A 15,786-nucleotide genomic window follows, 5' to 3' on the forward strand; every position below is an offset into this window, starting at 1 on the left:
TGCCGGTGGAGAGAGCCCATTTGCGCAGGAGCAGGTGCCCGAAGTTGAAGACGACGAGGAAAATCGCCAGGGTAGCCGCCGAAGCCGTGCCCGCGAACCAGAGGAAGAGGGCCAGCACCGACGAAAGAGGCAGGAGCGCACCCCAGATCAAGGCGTCGCCGAGCCCTCCGAGAGCCGACCCACCTGCTTGCTTGAGTCTCTCGATCTCATCAGGGTCGGTTCCCTCGCACTCAAGTCGGGCGGTCGCGCCGAGCAGGAGCGGGGAGAAATACGGGTGGGTGTTGAAATAGCCGGAGGAGCGCAAGGTCGCACGTTCTAGGGCGTTGCGATCTCCTGCGTGAAGCTTCTTCAGGACGGGTAGAAGCGCGAACGCGAAGCCGGTGCCCAGGAGGGTGCGGAAATTCCAGGAACCCTGCACAAGGAAGGATCGCATGAGGACGGAGAACCTCGTCCGGCGATCAAGCCCGAGAGGGCGGAGATCGGGACCCAGGTGGCGGTCGCTCACAGGACCGTCGTCCCCAGGGCGGCCGCGACAACTCCCGCCACCACCAGGAGCATTGCGCGCCGACCCTCGAAGAAATCTGCGGCGAGAATGCCGAGCGAGACCGCTCCCGCAGCGACGATCAGCGTGATCGTGAGCCGATCGGCCAGCGGCCACGCCGCTTCGATTCGTCTCACCGTCGCCGTCCCCAGGATTGCTCCGGTGGCGGTCACCACGGCGCCGCGCGCGAAATCGAGAGTGATGGAAAAGAGATGGATGCGGGCGAGCCGGCCGGGGCTGACCCGCCCGCGCGTCCGCGTCCTCAGCTCGGGGACCAGCCTCGAGTTGACGGAGCGAAGCCATTGCACGGATTCCTCGCCCAGCCGTCCCCAGCCCAGCCCGAACGCTATGGCGAAGGGGAAGGAGCCGACCTCGTTCCCGGCTGCAGCACAGGCCACGGCTACCAGCGTGCCTGCGGTGGTGTCGGGGAGTTGCGTCACGCCGCTGGGAAGCGTGGCGAGCGCGAAGAGCTCCAAGGTCGCGCCCACGGCCACGCCGATCATCGGGACCCCGAGAGCCCAACCGGCCACGGCTCCGGACACGAGGGGGCGCGAGATCATGAACTGGCCCACCGAGGTAGAGTCGATGGCCAGCAGGCCCCCGAGCAGGGGCAGGATCGGCGACACCGTCAGGGCTGCCGGCAGCCCGCGGCGCAGCTCGCACGAGCGCCGAGAGGGGCGAAGCGCCGCGCCGGCAAGGCGCGATGAGGGGCGAATAGCACCGCTCTTCGCCCGAAGAGCAACACGGAGAGCAGCGTCCGGCGCGGATGCGGCGCAGCTCGAACGCCGTGGGAGGCTTTGTTCACGGGCTGCCTAAGACAGTAGGGCCGCGAGGCCGACCGGTGCGCTCTCCGGAAGATCTCTGGCCTCAACGCGGACGGACGAATTCTCGAGTTCGAGCAGACAGGCCGCCTCGCTCTTGGAGAGGTGTACGTAGCTCAGCCGCCGGTTCCTCCCCGGGCGGTGGTAGAGTCCGCCAAGGTTGACCTCGCATCCGCTCAGCACGCCGTCTCGAGCGACTTCGCGCATGGAGGCGACGTCCCGGGTGAGCAGCGCCGTACGGGTCCGGTCTTCGCGCCAGCCTTCGAGCTGCTCGCGCGTTCGCGACACGGTCGAGAACACGACCTCGACCCCGCCCGCGCCGAGGCGGTAGATGTCCTGCTCCCAGTCCGAGACCGCCAGTTCGTCGTCCGCGACGACGTAGCGGTCGATCCTGAGCCTGGTGCCCCAACCGAGCACTACCTGTCCGTGGATCAGACGCTCGTCGACGCGTATGAGGACGATCAAGTCAGTCCCCCGCTCCGAAGGAGATCGCGTCCCGTCCGCATTCCACCATCTTCCGCGCTATCTCCCCGGGGCGGTCGCGTTCGGCGTAGACGAAGGTCAGGAGCATGGGAAGGTTGACTCCTCCCACCGCCACCCGCGCTCTGTTGTCGCGGCAGCAGGCGTGCGCGGCGAAGCCGCAGCTTCCCGTTCCCAGGTCGGAGAAGACAAGCGTGGGATGACCGGCCGCCATCTCCTCGATCCGATCGCAGAGCTCCTCAGGTGAGAGTCCCTCGTTCGACAAGGGTCGGAGAATCTCGGCGCCGCCGCCGGCGATGCGTTTGACCGCAGACACCAGTCCATGCGCCAGCCTCCCGTGCGCGACCACTATCCCTATGACCCGACGGTCTTCCGAAGCGACTTCGACCTGCGCCGGGCCGGCCGTGCGCGTTTCGAGCGCTTGGGTGTCGGGTTCTCTCCGAGAGAGGTCGCCCTCTCCACAGACGTCCGTCACCCTATCCGGCGTCCGGAAGTGCGCTCGGCTTCTGGGCCTGATGGTCGCGGTCACGGTCGCGAAGTCTGCGCAACTTTCTCGAGAGGTGGCCGACCACTTGATCCAGGGCCGTGCGGAAGTCGTGAGCCTCTCCTCTCGCCACGACGCTCGGGCCTCCCTCGATCCGCATCACCACCTCCACCTCGCGAGTGCGTTTCTCCTCCGAGAAGATCACATCGGCCGATCTGGCCCGCACATGGAATTTCGAGAGTCTGCCGACCTGACGTTCCGCCATGCGCTGGACATATTGCGCGACGCGGCAGTTACGGGCGCTGATGCTGACTTTCACTCCTCACCTCCATTGGTTCGGGATGTTCCTGAGTCGATGCCAAGGTTACGCCATTACCCACTTCGGCGGTAGATGCCGTCAAGGACGCCGTTGACGAATCCTGGGGAATCGCCGCCGCCGTAGCTGTCCGCGATTCTCACCGCCTCCTGGATCGCGACCTTCGCATGCACGTCGTCGACGTAGAGTATCTCGACGCTGGCGATCCGGATGATCGCCCGATCGATGCGAGAGATTCGGGAGAGCTTCCAGTTTTCCAGATTGCCCGAGATTCGGGCGTCGATCTCTTCGAGCCTGAGGTGCAGAAGTTCAAGCAGTTCAACGACATAGCTCAATCTGGCTGGAGAGATGTGCCGTGTGGCCGCGACCTCGGCAAGCGCATCGAGGACGGTTCCCCGTGGAAGTGCGGTTTCCCAGTGGTAGTGGACCTGCACGGCCCACGCTCGGGCCCGCGTCCGGTCGAGGAAGGGGCGCGCGGCACGCTTCACACCGTCCGCCTGCCAGCCCACGGACGATCTTGCGCGAGCGCCGAGAGCGGGTAGCGTCGCGCCGGCAAGGCGCGATGAAGGGTGAACCACGCCGCTGTTCGCCCGAAGACCGAAACGGAGCGCAGCGGTCCGGCGCGGACGCCGCGATCTTCGAATGCCGTGAGATATATGTCCACGGGCCGCTAACCGCCGATCCGCCCGAAAACGGCGATCATCTCGGCGGCGGCGGCGGCGGCTTCGCGGCCCTTGTTTTTCCCGTCGTCTCCGGAACGGGCCAGAGCCTGCTCCATCGTGTCTGCGGTAAGCACGCCGAAGGTGACCGGAATCGGGGCAGCGTCGGCCAGGGCTCCCAACCCGAGCGCGGCGCGGCCGCACACGTAGTCGAAGTGCTGAGTTTCGCCCCTGACCACGCAGCCGAGCGCGATGACGGCGTCCGCCTCGGCCGCCGACACCACCCGAGCGCAGGCCTGCGGCAGCTCCCAAGCGCCCGGAACGCGATGGACGCGGACGGAATCCGGAGCTGCTCCGAGCTCGTTCAGGCAGCGGAGAGCGCCCGAAAGCAGACCGTCGGTCACCTCCGAATTGAAGCGAGCACAGACGATGGTGAAACGGCGCCCTGAGAGGTCCGCGTCCCCGAAGGCCGCAGGCTTCGGCCGTGCATCGCTCACAGGACGTGCCCAAGCTTGAGCCGCTTGGTTTCGAGATAACGTCGGTTGTGTTCGCCGGGCTCGATCTTGAGAGGCACGCGGTCGGTGATCTCGAGGTTGTAACCGTCCAGCCCGACGATCTTGCGCGGATTGTTGGTGAGCAGCCGCAGGCGGCGGATTCCCAGATCGAGGAGGATCTGCGCGCCGATTCCGTAATCGCGCAGGTCGGCCTTGAAACCCAGGTGTCGGTTCGCCTCGACGGTATCGAGTCCGCCGTCCTGGAGGTGGTACGCCTTGACCTTGGCGCTGAGCCCGATGCCCCTTCCCTCCTGGCGCAGATAGACGACCGCGCCGCACCCCGAATCGGCCACCATCGAGAGCGCGGTGCGCAACTGTTCTCCGCAGTCGCAACGAACGGAGCCGAAGACGTCGCCGGTGAGGCATTCGGAGTGCATGCGGACAAGCGGTATGCCGTCTTCTCCGGAGAGGTCGCCCTTGATGAGCGCGATGTGCTCGCGTCCGTCCAGAACGCTGGCGAAGGCCGCTACCCGGAACTCGGCCAGCTTCGTCGGCAGCCTGGCGTCCGCCACCCTCTCCACGATCCGGGTTCTTCGGAGACGGTAGGCGACGAGTTGAGCGGTCGTTATGAAACGGAGCCCGTGGTCGCTCGCGAACTCGAGGAGGTCGGAGCGCCGGGCCATGGTGCCATCCTCGTTGAGTATCTCGCAGATGACTCCCAAGGGCGAGAGTCCGGCCGCTTCCGCAAGATCGACCGACGCTTCGGTCTGGCCCACCCTTCTCAGCACTCCTCCCGGCTTCGCGACGAGTGGAAAGATGTGCCCGGGGCGGCGCAGGTCTTCAGGACGCGTGGTCTCGTCGGCGAGAAGCTCAATCGTTCGCGCCCGATCCTGCGCGCTGATCCCGGTCGTTACTCCGAACTTCCGGTGCGCGTCGACCGAGACGGTGAACGCGGTGCGCTGGGGGTCGGTGTTGTTCCTGGCCATGGGCGGGAGGTCGAGCGCCCTCGCCCTCTCTTCCGTGAGTGCGGCGCAGATGAGGCCTCGGCCGTGGCGGGTCATGAAATTGACCGCCTCCGGTGTGACCTTCTCCGCCGCCATGACCAGGTCGCCTTCGTTTTCACGGTCTTCGTCGTCCGCGACGATCACCATGCGACCGGCGGCGATGTCGTCGATGGCGTCCCGCACCGAATCGAACTTCATCGGAGCGCGCCGGCGCGGGCCACGTACTTGGCCAGGATATCCCCTTCCACGTTGACGGGATCTCCCGCCCGCAGCTTCCCGAGATTGGTGTGTTTCAGCGTGTGCGAGATCAGGCCGACCGCCACCTGTCGCTCCGATCCTAGTCTGGCGACGGTCAGGCTGACTCCGTTGAGGGCGATCGAGCCTTGGGCCACGGAGAGCGCGTGCACCTTCTCGGGTACTTGGACCCGCAGCTCGGCTCCCTGCTCGCGCTCCTCGAGGGAGAGCGTGCGACCGACCCCGTCGACATGGCCTTGGACGAAATGGCCCTGGAATCTGCCGGAGGCGGGAAGCGCGAGCTCGAGGTTGACCGAGCGGCCCGGTCGATATTCGCTCGCAAGGGTCCGGGAGAGCGTCTCGGGTATGAGTTCGAACGAGAAGGTGCGCCGGTCCGATCCCGTGTTGGTGACGCAGGCGCCGTCGACCGCGACCGAGTCTCCGGCTCCGATCTGGGGGGCGATCTCCGGAGCCCGCACTCGACACCTGGTCATGCCGCCGCCGAGCGGTTCGAGCTGAACCACCTCTCCTACGGCTTCGACGATGCCTGTGAACACTCTAGATCCTCCCTGGTTGTCTCGAAGACCTGGAGCAGGTCCTCGCCAAGCCGGCGCGGCGCCGCGACCGGACGCCAGACGCTCGCGCCCGCCATGGGGAATGCCCGTTCTCCATCGGGAAACGCCGGCACACCCCGGCCGCCAAGTAATTTAGGGGCTGTGAAGAGGTAGACGTGGCTCGCGAGGCCGGTTTCGAGGAACCCGGACGCAAGCGCTCCGCCGCCTTCGCAGAGAAGCGAGCGCATTCCCAACCGCCAGGTCAGAACGAGCGCCGCTCGCAGATCGACCCGGCCTTCGTCACCGCCGGGAACGCGATGAACCCGCACACCGGCGGCTTCCAGTCTCGCCACCCGTTCGGGAGAGGCGCTTCTTGTCGTCAGGACGTGGACCGGCGCCTTGCCGTCGGTCGCCATCCTGGCGGTCGGAGGGAGCAGGGCTCGGGAGTCGACGACGACGCGGGCGGGCGGCCGGCCCTGCGCAGCCCTGCGCACGGTGAGGCTGGGGTCGTCGACCAGCGCGGTTCCGGATCCCACCACTATGGCGTCGAAGCCGCTGCGGAGCCTGTGCGTTTCCACCTGTGCGTCGTCGCCGGTGATGCGGGTCGTCTCGCCGGGCTTCGCCGCGATGCGCGCGTCCAGACTCATCGCTAGCTTGATCGCCAGATAGGGTGTCTTCGGGTTTCCGGTATCCGAGCCCGACCGGCCCCCCCGGCGGTGCGGCCCGTGTTCGTGAAAGAAGGCGGGATTGTGGGTCCGGGCCGAACGGGCGCTCCAGACCGGACCTGTGGTCGGAATTCCCCGGGACTCCAGCCACTGCGCACCTCCCGCCCCCGGACCGGGATCGGCTGCGCCGAAGACCACCCGCTCGATTCCGGCATTGTAGAGGGCCCGGGCGCAGGAGGGTGTCTTGCCCAGGTGGGCGCAGGGCTCCAGGGTGACGAAGGCGGCGGCGCCGAAGGAGCGGTCGCCCGCCTCAGCCAAAGCGACGATCTCGGCGTGGGACCTTCCGAATTCGGCGTGGAATCCCTCCCCGACGACCTCGTCGCCGCGTGCCAGGACGCAGCCGACCATCGGGTTGGGATGGACCCGGCCCCATCCCATGAGCGAGATCTCCCAGGCGCGGTCCATGTGCGAGCGTTCGGCGGGAGCGACCTCCGGGCCGCACTTCGGCGCTTCCTGATCGGCGGATCCGATCACTCAGATCGTAAGCCGTATGGCGAGACTGAGAAAGGTCGCCCGGCCTTCGGGAGCCCAGCTCTCCAGCGAGCCCGAGATTTCCTCCATCCCCTCGGCGAGTCCCGCTTCGGCCGAGAGCTGGATGAAGAGGAAGTTCCAGGAGAGTCCTCCAAAGTAGAGGCGACGATCTCCCGAAATCGAACCCTCCGTCCGGGCGTCGTCGACCCGCATTTCGAGGTCGGCGTCGTAGAGATCGAGTCCGACTCCGACCACGATCCCGAGAGCGACGAGGTCCTTCCCCATCGTGGCCCTGAGCGCGGTCACCCGCGGGAGACTCGAGATCTCGGCCGCGGAGTCGCCGTCGCCGAGACGCACGGTGCGGCTGTACTGCCGTCTGGCGGAGAGGGTGATTCCGGGAACCGTGAAGGACTCTCGCAGGACGCCGATGCGTGCGCCCAGGCCGAAGCCCGTCACCCAGCCTTCGTAGCCTTTTCCGGTAGGGAAGCGCGTCACCCCCCCCTCCGCGATCAGGTCGATCGAGAAGAGTCCCCAAAGGGTGGGAGCGATGCGCAAACCGTCCCACACGCCGCTTGCGATCCCCAAACGAGCGGCGGGGACGATGAACGAGGAGGCCCGGGTCCCGCCGTCCCGCGCAAGCACGGTTGGAAGGGAGGCCGACGCGGCGCCGGTCCTCAGCCATGCCGCCACCCGGGAAGAGCGGCCGAAGCGCATTCCCAGAGTTGACGCCGATCCCGGTATCTCGGTGCCGAATCCGCTGAGAAACGTCACCTGGTCGACCGATTCCAGCGCCGCCACCGCAGCTTGGCCGCATCGTCCCGCAGGGTTGGCGAGCTGAGCGACGCAGCTCTCCACAAGAGGCCTCACACTCTGCGCCGACAGCCTTGCCTGCGATGACGAGGCGCCGAAGAGAGTCGCGAGCAGCGCGAGGAAGCACGGGCCTTTCGTTATGCATGCACGGCCCGAGACCGCATCGCTCGAGCCGGATCCGCTACAGATACTCAACCGAATCGCCCTCTACCACGTCGCCGATCTTGAACGCGGCGATCCCGGCCTCCGCCGAGGACGCCAGAACGGTCGATCGATCCTCCGGGGCCACGACCACGAGCATCCCGGCGCCCATGTTGAAGACCCTGGCCATCTCCTCCGGGGCCACGTCGCCGCCTCGGGCGAGCGCCCCGAAGACGCACGGCACCGGCCAGGATCCCCTGCGGATGCGCGCACCGAGACCGTCGGGCAGGACCCGAGGCAGATTTCCCTCTATCCCGCCGCCTGTGACGTGAGCGAGGGCGCGAGGTATCCCCCGCTCGACCAGAGGTAGAAGCGCCGGAGCGTAGGAACGATGCACCCGGAGGAATTCGTCGGCGACGCTGTGTCCGGTTCCGGGAAGGGTGTCGTCGGCCTTCAGCCCCATTTCGGCCACGATACGTCGGGCAAGCGAGTATCCGTTGGTGTGCAGACCGGATGACGCCAGCGCGACTATGGAGTCGCCCGAGCGGACTCTCGACCCGTCCACGAGCCGGTCCTCTTCGACGACACCCACGATGAAGCCAGCCAGATCGTACTCTCCGGGACGGTAGAATTCGGGCATCTCCGCGGTCTCGCCCCCGAGCAGGCTCGTGGAGTTCGCCCGACAAGCGCGGGCGACCCCGCCCACGACATCGGCCACGACCTCCTCGTCCAGCCTGCCCATCGCCAGATAGTCCATGAAGAAGAGGGGGCGCGCCCCTTGGACGAGGATGTCGTTGACGCAGTGATTCACCAGGCATTGGCCGACCGTGTCGTGTCTGCCGCTCTCGAAGGCGAGGCGGAGCTTGGTTCCAACGCCGTCGGCGCTCGACACCAGGAGAGGCCGGCGCATGCCGGAAGGGAGAGCGTGGACTCCGCCGAAGCCGCCCGCTCCAGATACGGTGAGCTTCCCGTAGGTGGATCCGACGATCTCGACCAGCCTGCTCTTGGCGCGCGCGGCGGCGTCGAGATCGACACCGGCATCCTTGTACGTCAGTCCCGCCCGGCTCCGCCTTGGAAGTTTCTTCTCGGATCCGTTCACGGCTACATCCTCTCCGGCGCCTGCACGCCCAGGATGCGGAGCCCGTTCCCGATGACCGTCTGAGACGCCCGAGCCAGCGCGAGACGAGCTGCCCGGAGACCCGGATCATCGACTAGCGCGGCCTTCTCGGGAGACCGCGCCGGATGGCCGGAATGATACCACGAGTTCACGGCTCCGGCTATCTCGCTCAGACTGGAACATATGAGGTGCGGCGCCCGCAGACGAGCGGCGCGCTCCAGAGCCACGGGAAAGTTCTCGAGGGCCAGGAGCAGAGTCCGCTCTTCGGGGAGCGCGAGGAGTCCCGCGTCGAAGCCCGTGCTGGGGACCGAGGATCGGTTGACGCCTCCCTTGACGAAGAGCGCGCATAGCCGAGCGTGCGCGTACTGGACCTTGTATACGGGGTTCTTGTCGGACCTGTCGAGAGCTCGATCGATGTCGAAGACCATCTGCGCCTCCGACCTGCTCATGAGGAAGAAGTAGCGGGCGACGTCCGCGCCCACCTCGTCGACGAGTTCGCGCATGGTGTAGCCGGTGCCGGAGCGCTTCGAGGCCTTGACCTCTTCACCGCCTCGCTCGACACGGACCATCGAGTGAAGAACGTACTCGGGATAGCCTTCCGGGATTCCGAGCGCCTGGAGGCCGGCACGCACCCGGGCAACGGTACCGTGGTGGTCGGCTCCCTGAACGTTCACAACCCGTTTGAAACCTCTATTCCACTTGTGACGGTGGTAGGCGACGTCGGCGGCGAAGTAGGTGGGCCGCCCGTCGCTCCGCACCATCACGCGGTCCTTGGTGTCGCCGAAATCCGTTGCCCGGAGCCAGACCGCGCCGTCGAGCCCGAAGGCGTGCCCCTCGGCGTCGATATCCGCGACGGCCCGGTCCACCATGCCTTCGTCGTAAAGGGAAGATTCCAGGTAGTACTCGTCGAAGCGTACTCCGAAGCGGGCGAGATCGCGGTCCTGCTCGGATCTGATGGCGGCCACGGCGAAGTTCCGGGCGCGGTCGAGGTTTTCCGGAACGGACTCGGCGAGCGCCCGGCCTTCCGACTCCACGAGAGCCGACGCGATCTCGGCGACGTAGGCGCCGTGGTAGCCTTCCTCAGGCACTTCCGCGTCGGGGCCGTCGACACCGAGCTTCTGGAGGTAGCGCGCGTGGACGCTCTTCGCGAGCCGCTCGATCTGGAGGCCGGCGTCGTTGTAGTAGTACTCGCGATGTACCTTCCAGCCTCGAAACTCGAGGATGGAGGCGGTGGCGTCACCGAGCGCCGCCTGGCGGGCGTGGCCGAGGTGGAGCGGGCCGGTCGGGTTGGCGGATACGAATTCGACCATGACGAGGCGGCCTCCGCCTTCGTCGGAAGAGCCGTAGTCGCGCCCTTCCGCGATGATCTCCGAGAGGAGAGCTCCCCTGGCCTCCGCCGAACGCCTAAAGTTGAGGAATCCGGGACCGGCCACCTCGACGGAGTCGAGCCCGGCCGCCCTCATGTCGAGACGGGCACGGATCTCCTCGGCTATCTCCCTCGGTGGTCGGCGCAGCCTGCGAGCGAGGGTCAGGGCGAGGTTGGAGGAGGCGTCCCCCAGCGAGAGATCGCGCGGGCGTTCGAGATGCACCTTTTCTATGTCCACGCCCAATTCGCCGAGCACCCTGCCGAGCTCGGCTGTGAGGGCCGGGTCAGCTATCACCGCTTCCCTTCCCGTCGCCTCCGGCGTCGCCGCTCGACGTCGCGATCTCGCTCTTCTCGGACTTGCCGGCTCTCTTGCCGTTCTTTTCCGAAGCCTTCGCGGCGCCGGATCCGCCGCCGACTTCGCCGCCGACTTCGCCGCTTTCGGACTTCGCCTTCCTGCGGTACTCCTCCGAACGGTAGTCGGTGATGTAGAAGCCGTCTCCCTTGAAGAGGAATCCGCTTCCGCCGGTTATTTTCCGGGACGCTTCACCGCCGCAACGCGGACATTCACCGGCCGGCGGGTCCGACATGCGCTGGAAGAGCTCGAACGCGTGACCGGCCTTGCAGAGGTATTCGTAGGTGGGCATGGGTTCCACATGGAGGCCTCGGACGCCGAGGAGGTCCCGGCCCGAATAGCCGCCACCTCGCACCGGGGCGGATTATAACGAGTTAGGGCATTTGGTCAAGGCCGGCTCTGGCCGACGGTCTACACCCGGTTCGCGGGCCGGTACCGTCCCCACACCCGCTGGAGCGCCCCGCTGATCTCACCGACGCTCGCGCCGGCCTTGACCGCGTCGATGATGCCCGGAACGAGGTTTTCGGTCCCGGAGGCCAGCTCCGTGAGCCGGGCGACGCATCCCGCGACCTGTTCTCGGTTTCGATCTTCCCTGAACGCCGACAACCTGTTCGCCTGGCGCCGCTCGAGGACCCCGAAGTCGGGCGATGGTGGTGAAGGAGGCTGCGAATCCTGGACGTGGAGGTTCACGCCGACGACTTTGCGGCGACCCGCTTCGACCTCGAGTTGATGGGCGTAGGAGGCGCGGTGAATCTCGTCCTGCATGTATCCGGTCGCCCGCGCCGCTCCCCCGAGTTCATGAATCCGCTCCAGGTGCAGGCGAGCCCGGCGCTCCACTTCGTCCGTAAGGGCTTCCACGAAATGCGAGCCTCCGAGCGGATCGACCGTGCCTGCGACACCGGTCTCGGACGCGATGACCTGCTGCGTCCTCAGCGCCAGACGCGCGGAATCCCGCGTGGGAAGCGCGAGGGCCTCGTCGAAGCTGTTGGTGTGGAGCGATTGCGTGCCGCCCAGCACGGCCGCGAGGGCCTGGACCGTGACCCGGACCACGTTGTTGAGGGGCTGCTGGGCCGTCAGGGTCGAACCGCCGGTCTGCGTGTGGAAACGGAGTCGGCAGGAACGGTCGGAGCCCCCGAAGCGTTCGCGCATGATGTGCGCCCACATCCTCCTGGCGGCGCGGAATTTCGCCACTTCCTCGAGGAGCTCGGTATGCGCGGCGAAAAAGAACGAGAGCCTTGGAGCGAAATCGTCCACCTCCATCCCGGTGGCGAGCGCCCTGTCCACGTACTCGATGCCGTTCGCCAGAGTGAAGGCGACCTCCTGCGGAGCGGTCGATCCGGCCTCGCGCATGTGGTATCCGGAGATCGAGATGGGATTCCAGCGCGGAAGCTCGCGGGAACAGAACTCGATGAGATCCGAGGTCAGACGGAGAGAGGGCTCGACCGGGTAGATGTAGGTGCCGCGGGCCACATACTCCTTGAGGATGTCGTTTTGAACGGTTCCCGCGAGCGAGCTCCGCGGGACGCCTCGTTCATCGGCGAGCGCGACATAGAGGGCCACGAGAATGGCGGCGGTGGCGTTGATGGTCATGGAGGCCGAGACCGAGTTCAGCTCGATGTCGTGGAAGAGCCTTCCCATGTCGTCGAGGGTGTCGATGGCCACCCCTACGCGACCGACCTCGCCGAGCGCCCGGTCGTCGTCGGAATCGAGTCCCATCTGGGTCGGCAGATCGAACGCCACCGAGAGGCCGGTCTGACCCTTGGCCAGCAGGTACCTGAAGCGTCGGTTGGTCTCCTCGGCGGTGCCGAAGCCGGCATACTGGCGCATCGTCCACAGCCGTCCCAGGTACATGTTCGCATGTACGCCGCGGGTGAAGGGATACTCGCCGGCCCGCTGTTCGCCGTAGATCTCGTCGATCGGAATCCCGGATACGGTGGACCGCCCACGTTCCGTCATCGGTCCGCCTCGAATTCGACGATGACCTCGCCTTTCGAGACCCGGTCGCCCCGACCGACCTTCACGCTCCGCACCGTACCGGCGAGGTGACTGACCAGCTCGTTCTCCATCTTCATGGCCTCGACGACGGCGACGCCTTGGCCTGCCTCGACGAGGTCGCCGGACGCTACCCGAACCGCGACCACCATGCCGGGCATGGGCGCTCGCACCGGCTCGGGACCGCGGCGGGCGACGTCTCCACCGACCCTCGCGCTCAGACGCTCCCTGACCGCCGACAGCGTCCTCACTCGGAAGCGAATACCGTCGATCTCGATTCCGTCGTTCTCGTGGGCGCGGACGACACGATGCGAACGACCGTCGGCGAGGAGCGAATCCACCCCGGAGTCGGCTACTTTCTCCAGGTGAGAAGCCACGCTTTCTCCGTTCACCGCCGCTCTCCCGCCGTCGATCTCGACTTCGTATCGATTTCCGTTCACAAGAGTGACTCGGCTTCTCATCCCCGCCCCCTCCAACCCGGCCTGACCGGCTCCCGGAGCGGTAGGCGCGGCGCTACTCCCGAAACGGCACCGCGTTCGGACAGGACGGCCGCCAGCGCAACCAGCGGTTCGAGGTCGGTTTCCTTGCCGGAAGCGAGCTCCGGGTACTCCTCCAAAAAGCGGATCGAGAGCTCGCCGGCTTGGAACGCCGGATGGGCGAGGAGCCTGCGGTGGAAAGGCGTGGTCGTCTCCACTCCCGCGACGACGAGTTCGTCGAGGGCGCGTTCCATGCGACATATGGCGCGGGCCCGGTCGGGGGCGTGGACGATCACTTTGCCGAGCAGGGAATCGTAATGGAGGGTGACCTCCTGGCCGGCCACGATCCCTCCGTCCCAGCGCGTTCCCGGACCGCTGGGAACCCAGAGCTCGCGGACCCGGCCTGTCGCCGGCAGAAAGGACGCGTCCTCGGCCGCAATCCGGCATTCGATGGCGTGTCCGGCAAACGCGACGTCTTCCTGCGAGAATTCGAGCTCCCTGCCCATGGCCACCTCGAGCTGAGCCGTGACGATGTCGATGCCGGAAACCAGCTCGGTGACCGGGTGCTCGACCTGGATGCGGGTGTTCATCTCGAGGAAGTGGAACTCGTCTCGCTCGAAGAGAAACTCCACCGTGCCCGCACTCCGATACTCGACCGCTCGAGCCGCCTTCAACGCTGCGGCGTGGACGAATCCGCGTTCATCGTCGGTGAGAGAGGGAGCGGGGGCCTCTTCCATCAGCTTCTGGTGCCGGCGCTGGATGGAGCACTCGCGTTCGCCCAGATGAACGATGTTGCCGTGCGCGTCGCCGAGCACCTGAACCTCGATGTGTCGAGGCCGCTCCAAGTAGCGTTCCAGAAAGAGGGAACCGTCGCCGAAGGCACCCTCCGCCTCGCGTCTCGCCATCTCGAAGGCGATCGCGATCTCCTCCTCGTCGCGGACCACCCGCATGCCTTTCCCGCCTCCACCGGCCGCCGCCTTGAGGAGAAGAGGGTATCCCAGGCCTTCGGCCACGCTCCTTGCGTCGTCGGGGTCGGCCACCGGCCCGGGAGAGCCTGGAACCACTGGAACACCGGCCGCCGCCATGGTGGCTCTGGCCCGGGTCTTGTCTCCCATGGCCGAGATCGTGGCGGAAGAGGGCCCTACGAAGACGAGGCCGGCATCTTCGACCGCCCGCGCGAATCCCGCTCGTTCGGATAGAAACCCGTAGCCGGGGTGGATGGCTTCCGCTTCCACGTCGCGCGCGATCTCCAAGAGCCTGTCGGCGGCCAGGTAGGATTCGGCGGCGGGCGAGGCTCCGAGGCGGTAGGCTTCATCGGCGGCGAACACGTGGGCCGAACGTCGGTCGGCGTCGGAATATACCGCTATCGACCTCAGACCCAGCTCGCGGGCGGCCCGGATGATGCGGACGGCTATCTCGCCCCGGTTCGCGACCAGGATCGAAGCGAAAGGCGCGGCGGCGGGCGGGTTCGGGAGCAAGGAGCTGGGTTTCACGTTCGCCCGTCGCGGAGCTGAAGGAAGCGGTCGGAACGGGGACAGGGGTGGCGGTGAGGGCCGAGTACCCTGCCCCTGCAGGGTCGTTCAGCCGCAGGGTCGTTCAGCCGCGAGGTCGTTCAGCCACAGAGCCCGGCAGCGGTGGGGCCCCGTGTCCAGATCGCCGGCTCCGTCCAGATCGCGGCCCCCGGGTCGTCCTCAGCCGTCTCCGATTCTCCCGATCACCTCGATTTCCCTTCCCTCGCGCATGATGGTCATGCGGACCTCCTCGTCATCGCCGTATGAGCGCAGTATGCGCCTGACCCGCGATGAACTCGTGGCTTCGCGGTCTCCGATGCGAAGGATGACGTCGCCGTCGCGGAGTCCCAGCTCCTCGTTATCCGCTTCGAGAACGAGCATGCCCTCGTCGGTGCCGAAATAGCTCGCGAGTCCGTCGTGCATCTCGGTGAGTTCGATACCGAAGTCCGACCCGCCCATGTATCTAAACGATAACCCATCTGCGAGTTGTGTCAACTCGCGCATGGGGGTTGACGAGGCATCTCGAACGCGATCACTCAATGGGTCCATCTCGGAGCTGGGCAACATTAAGGATCTAAGGGCCAGCTCCCTTCCGGAACGGGCCAGCGCTCTTTCGAGGCGCTCCTTCTGCTCCTCCGTTGCCACAGCTTCGGGTTCGGCGGTAACCCTCCTCTCCTCGCCGTCCCGCAGATAGGTGACGACGACGGGTTCGCCCGCCTCCCAGTCCCGAGCAAGTGCGACCAGGCGTTCCACGGGGTTGAGGTTGAAGGGATCTTCGAGAAATAGAGGTTTCTCATCCAGGGCCGAAAGCAGGGAGCGACCGTCGATGGCCGTGATGATGTCTCCCTCCTCGAGGCCGGCGCGTGCCGCCGGAGAATCTTCGGTCACCCCCGTGACCATGGCTCCCGCCGGGTCGTCCGCGAGAGTGACGCCCAGACGCGGACGGTCGACTTCCGCAAGGATAAGGTCCCAGGATCGGATGGGAACTGCCGGAGTTGGCTGGCATAAGCAGTTCAGGACCTCTTTGCCGGTGGGATCGACACAGCGGCAGTCCGACGACTGGGCGACAGCCGGTTCCGGTGCGGTGAGGGCGGGCACGGTGAGAGGAGCCAGCAGGAACGGGGCGAGAAGCAGGTGGCGATGCATCGGGTTACCTCCCAAGGGGCGAGGATTGGTGAAACGAGCCTTCCACCCGATTTGACGCCACAGGGGCGGAATCGGTTGCCGCTCGCACCAGG

At 66.7% G+C, this 15,786-nt stretch carries 18 protein-coding genes; all 18 read right to left on the reverse strand.

Features of this window, described 5'->3' with window-relative positions; translation table 11 throughout:
- Positions 1–433, reverse strand: a 433-nt coding sequence (locus J4G12_08240; protein MCE2455784.1) for a PTS system mannose/fructose/sorbose family transporter subunit IID, incomplete at its 3' end; no start/stop codon positions are given.
- 68 nt (positions 434–501) lie between these two features.
- Positions 502–1,167, reverse strand: coding sequence for a PTS sugar transporter subunit IIC (locus J4G12_08245; protein ID MCE2455785.1), 666 nt, complete (start codon positions 1,165–1,167; stop codon positions 502–504).
- Between the two features lie 186 nt (positions 1,168–1,353).
- Positions 1,354–1,827, reverse strand: coding sequence for a PTS sugar transporter subunit IIB (locus tag J4G12_08250; protein ID MCE2455786.1), 474 nt, complete (start codon positions 1,825–1,827; stop codon positions 1,354–1,356).
- Position 1,828: 1 nt separating this feature from the next.
- Positions 1,829–2,317 (reverse strand): hypothetical protein, encoded by a 489-nt coding sequence (locus J4G12_08255; GenBank protein ID MCE2455787.1) that lies wholly within the window; start codon positions 2,315–2,317, stop codon positions 1,829–1,831.
- A 1-nt stretch (position 2,318) separates the two neighbouring features.
- The gene (raiA, locus tag J4G12_08260) at positions 2,319–2,645 is read right to left on the reverse strand and encodes a ribosome-associated translation inhibitor RaiA (GenBank protein MCE2455788.1); all 327 of its coding nucleotides are present in this window, start codon (positions 2,643–2,645) and stop codon (positions 2,319–2,321) included.
- Between the two features lie 53 nt (positions 2,646–2,698).
- On the reverse strand, positions 2,699–3,130 hold the full coding sequence (gene nusB, locus J4G12_08265) for a transcription antitermination factor NusB (protein MCE2455789.1): 432 nt from the start codon (positions 3,128–3,130) through the stop codon (positions 2,699–2,701).
- Positions 3,131–3,312: 182 nt separating this feature from the next.
- Positions 3,313–3,798: a 6,7-dimethyl-8-ribityllumazine synthase gene (locus J4G12_08270; protein MCE2455790.1), complete on the reverse strand. Its 486-nt coding sequence runs from the start codon at positions 3,796–3,798 to the stop codon at positions 3,313–3,315.
- Positions 3,795–4,997, reverse strand: a complete 1,203-nt coding sequence (locus J4G12_08275; protein ID MCE2455791.1) for a bifunctional 3,4-dihydroxy-2-butanone-4-phosphate synthase/GTP cyclohydrolase II — start codon at positions 4,995–4,997, stop codon at positions 3,795–3,797. The genes J4G12_08270 and J4G12_08275 overlap by 4 nt, the downstream gene beginning before the upstream one ends.
- Entirely contained in the window at positions 4,994–5,590 is a 597-nt protein-coding gene (locus J4G12_08280; protein ID MCE2455792.1) for a riboflavin synthase, read from the reverse strand. Before J4G12_08280 ends, J4G12_08275 begins: the two co-directional genes overlap by 4 nt.
- Positions 5,563–6,786, reverse strand: a complete 1,224-nt coding sequence (gene ribD, locus J4G12_08285; GenBank protein ID MCE2455793.1) for a bifunctional diaminohydroxyphosphoribosylaminopyrimidine deaminase/5-amino-6-(5-phosphoribosylamino)uracil reductase RibD — start codon at positions 6,784–6,786, stop codon at positions 5,563–5,565. Before ribD ends, J4G12_08280 begins: the two co-directional genes overlap by 28 nt.
- The gene (locus J4G12_08290; GenBank protein ID MCE2455794.1) at positions 6,787–7,650 is read right to left on the reverse strand and encodes a hypothetical protein; all 864 of its coding nucleotides are present in this window, start codon (positions 7,648–7,650) and stop codon (positions 6,787–6,789) included.
- A 124-nt stretch (positions 7,651–7,774) separates the two neighbouring features.
- Complete coding sequence (locus J4G12_08295; protein MCE2455795.1) at positions 7,775–8,833, reverse strand: phosphoribosylformylglycinamidine cyclo-ligase; 1,059 nt, start codon at positions 8,831–8,833, stop codon at positions 7,775–7,777.
- 2 nt (positions 8,834–8,835) lie between these two features.
- On the reverse strand, positions 8,836–10,512 hold the full coding sequence (locus J4G12_08300; protein ID MCE2455796.1) for an arginine--tRNA ligase: 1,677 nt from the start codon (positions 10,510–10,512) through the stop codon (positions 8,836–8,838).
- On the reverse strand, positions 10,502–10,861 hold the full coding sequence (locus J4G12_08305) for a zinc ribbon domain-containing protein (protein MCE2455797.1): 360 nt from the start codon (positions 10,859–10,861) through the stop codon (positions 10,502–10,504). The genes J4G12_08300 and J4G12_08305 overlap by 11 nt, the downstream gene beginning before the upstream one ends.
- Before the next feature lie 119 nt (positions 10,862–10,980).
- Positions 10,981–12,525: a methylmalonyl-CoA mutase gene (locus J4G12_08310; protein MCE2455798.1), complete on the reverse strand. Its 1,545-nt coding sequence runs from the start codon at positions 12,523–12,525 to the stop codon at positions 10,981–10,983.
- Positions 12,522–13,022, reverse strand: a complete 501-nt coding sequence (locus tag J4G12_08315) for a hypothetical protein (GenBank protein MCE2455799.1) — start codon at positions 13,020–13,022, stop codon at positions 12,522–12,524. Before J4G12_08315 ends, J4G12_08310 begins: the two co-directional genes overlap by 4 nt.
- Complete coding sequence (locus J4G12_08320) at positions 13,019–14,515, reverse strand: acetyl-CoA carboxylase biotin carboxylase subunit (GenBank protein MCE2455800.1); 1,497 nt, start codon at positions 14,513–14,515, stop codon at positions 13,019–13,021. Before J4G12_08320 ends, J4G12_08315 begins: the two co-directional genes overlap by 4 nt.
- Positions 14,516–14,728: 213 nt before the next feature.
- Positions 14,729–15,694, reverse strand: a complete 966-nt coding sequence (locus J4G12_08325) for a PDZ domain-containing protein (GenBank protein MCE2455801.1) — start codon at positions 15,692–15,694, stop codon at positions 14,729–14,731.
- Positions 15,695–15,786: the final 92 nt, after the last annotated feature.

The sequence above is a fragment of the Gemmatimonadota bacterium genome (assembly GCA_021295815.1).
In the GTDB taxonomy this organism is placed as follows: Bacteria; Gemmatimonadota; Gemmatimonadetes; order Longimicrobiales; family Gaopeijiaceae; genus JAGWBQ01.

What these genes read in the sequence shown, in the direction of transcription:
- J4G12_08310 (MCE2455798.1), bottom strand. Translation starts at nt 12,525, where the DNA reads ATGACGGAACGTGGGCGGTCCACCGTATCCGGGATTCCGATCGACGAG.
- J4G12_08305 (MCE2455797.1), bottom strand. Translation starts at nt 10,861, where the DNA reads ATGCCCACCTACGAATACCTCTGCAAGGCCGGTCACGCGTTCGAGCTC.
- J4G12_08275 (MCE2455791.1), bottom strand. Translation starts at nt 4,997, where the DNA reads ATGAAGTTCGATTCGGTGCGGGACGCCATCGACGACATCGCCGCCGGT.
- J4G12_08315 (MCE2455799.1), bottom strand. Translation starts at nt 13,022, where the DNA reads ATGAGAAGCCGAGTCACTCTTGTGAACGGAAATCGATACGAAGTCGAG.
- J4G12_08325 (MCE2455801.1), bottom strand. Translation starts at nt 15,694, where the DNA reads ATGCATCGCCACCTGCTTCTCGCCCCGTTCCTGCTGGCTCCTCTCACC.